Origin of the sequence: Okeania sp. SIO2B3 (assembly GCF_010672525.1) — a bacterium.
Lineage (GTDB): Bacteria > Cyanobacteriota > Cyanobacteriia > Cyanobacteriales > Microcoleaceae > Okeania.
This window is the reverse complement of record NZ_JAAHGH010000226.1, coordinates 1-2,416: the sequence shown is the minus strand read 5'-3', so window position 1 is coordinate 2,416 and position 2,416 is coordinate 1. Positions and strand designations below refer to the sequence as shown.

Genomic DNA, 2,416 nt, shown 5'->3' with positions numbered 1-2,416 from the left:
CTATTTTAGATGATTCTATTAAATGACTTATCCGAACGTCTCCAGATTGACGACCCGGAAGAACGTCATACCATTAGTCCGGTGAGTTGGTCACAATACGAAACATTATTGTCAGTTTTGGGGGATCACTCCTCCTACCGTATCAGTTATTTAGATGGAGTTTTGCAAATCGTGGCCCCTAGTCGTCGGCATGAAAGTGGAAAAACCCGAATTGGAACGTTGTTAGAAATTTACTTTCTGGAAACTAACACAGAATACTTTCCCACAGGTTCCACAACTTTTAGTAAGTCGGAACAGTCTGTGGGAGGCGAACCAGACGAGAGTTATTGTATTGGCACAGATAAAGAATTCCCCGATTTGGTCATTGAAGTCGTTGTCACGTCGGGTGGGATTAATAAGTTGGCTCTCTATCAACAACTAGGAATACAAGAAGTTTGGTTTTGGCAATTCGATCGCCTTGCTATTTACTATCTGCGACAAGATTCGGAGCAATTCACTGCAACTTTTGGTTATGAGGCCATTAATCGCAGTAAAGTTTTACCTGAATTAAACATTGAGTTATTAACCGAATGTATTCAGAATCCAAGTCCTCTTGCTGCGGCAAAAGCGTTTCGAGCAGGAATTTGTTAAGTTAAAGAAAGATTGCTGGAGACAGCAATATGAGTGTATGGGGATTCAAACCAAAATCAACAACTAGATTCGGCAAGGGGTCTCCCGTTATAATCAGGCGATTTAACGGGAGAGAACTCCACATTCGTAAAGATGAGTTTTCCCAATTTGCGGTCGGAAAAAGGATGTCAAGCTACTTGGGAATTAGAGATTTTCTCGGGTTTATAATACTTAGGAACATCTAAAGTTGGCTCTCCAAGTATTTCCATAAATCCCCATTGTTCTCTACCCGGTAAAAATTTAGCTTTAATTTCTACAAAGTAGCGATCGCCTTGTTTATCTTTCTCCAACTTAGGATTAAATCTGAACGGTTTTACTGGAGCATCCCTCCACAACACAGGGACATGATTTGCCCTAGTTAATTTCTTGTTTAATTTCTCGTTATCAAATTTTTTCTTTAATTGTGAGACGCGATCGCCTTTTCCTTTTCTATTTCTATGAATACTTATTACAGGACATTTACAAACCGCTATAAATTGCCAAAAACCTGATAATTTAAACTCGTTAACTTTTAAATCTAAATGAGGAGTATCATTAGCTGCAATTATTGTAAAACCTAGTTTGGGAGGAGTATTTTTGTTAGGGAAATGTGTAAGGTAAGGATAAACAGTTACATATCTATCTCTGTCTGGATTGTAATCTAGCCTGAGAAAATCTTTTACCTTGGGGCTATTATAAATTAATTCATAAGTTTTACCTTCTGAAATTAGATTATAGTAAGCATCATTATCCTCATATCGCCTGACTATTCTGCCATACAAAGTTCCTATGCCTTGGAAAGCATAATCTTGTTTAGGTGGTAGGCTTTCTTCTTCTTTATTTTCTAATTTTTCTTCTTCTTTAACTTCTGAAGTAGCTACTTTTTGAGATTCTGATTTAGGCTTTGATTCTGTCTGTTTTTTAGTTTCAGTTTTGGACTGCTGACTTGATTGTTTATCTGTATCTTTTTCTGAAGGTTTATCTACTTTTAAATTCTCAGCTTTAGTCGGATTTATTTTAGATTTTTCCGACTCTAATTGCTTAGTTAAATTATCAATAATATCTTGGAAAGTTTTCTTTTGTACTTCATTTTGTGCAGCATTAAGGAGCTGCTGCATTTTTGCTAAATTTTTTTCTAGGTCTGGAATAGACACCATATTCACTCTCTCCGTTTTTTATGATTTTGCTCAACTATATATTGTATATACTCCCTGGATATCTTATTGATTTATCTTCAATTGTTTTTATTTCTAAATTTTATTCTTCAAAAATTTATTTATGTGGATATTTAGTTCTACGATAATTGTCAAATAACTCCTGAATAGAGAGTGCCTCTAAAGCCATATAGACATCTCGATAACTTATTGATTTTCCCGTATCTATCTCTCTAGCTATTTGTAGTATTTTTTCTGCAAATACTCCTGGTACTTGGATGGATTTTGTTGGGAAGTTTTTCCATTTTTTATTACTACCTGCTTGAAGATTATGTACAGATTTTATATTTACTAACATTTTTATAATTCTGCTGTACACCAGAATTATAACATTTTATATTGGAATATGTCACTATTTTTAAGAGACAACTTTAGGAGCGAAAACCCTACAAAATCAATTTAATAAGTGATAATTAATAGTCTACTCTCTCAGGATATGTATACCACCCTATTATCAATTAAAATCATCAATAGTCAACGGCATTATTTTGCTGTTTGTTTTTGATTTTTTTAATGTGCGTTATATTATAATTATAATTGATGAAATTGAGCAA

3 protein-coding genes are annotated in these 2,416 nt (G+C 34.3%); 1 reads left to right on the top strand and 2 read right to left on the bottom strand.

Features of this window, described 5'->3' with window-relative positions; all coding sequences use genetic code 11:
* The first annotated feature begins 9 nt into the window (after window positions 1-9).
* Entirely contained in the window at window positions 10-630 is a 621-nt protein-coding gene (locus tag F6K15_RS37785) for a Uma2 family endonuclease (protein WP_293071216.1), read from the top strand.
* 167 nt (window positions 631-797) lie between these two features.
* Here F6K15_RS37785 and F6K15_RS37780 read toward each other — a convergent pair whose 3' ends face one another.
* Window positions 798-1,805: a hypothetical protein gene (locus F6K15_RS37780; protein ID WP_293071214.1), complete on the bottom strand. Its 1,008-nt coding sequence runs from the start codon at window positions 1,803-1,805 to the stop codon at window positions 798-800.
* Between the two features lie 115 nt (window positions 1,806-1,920).
* A complete protein-coding gene (locus F6K15_RS37775) occupies window positions 1,921-2,160 on the bottom strand; it encodes a hypothetical protein (protein ID WP_293071212.1) in 240 nt (79 codons plus the stop codon).
* Between the last annotated feature and the right edge of the window lie 256 nt (window positions 2,161-2,416).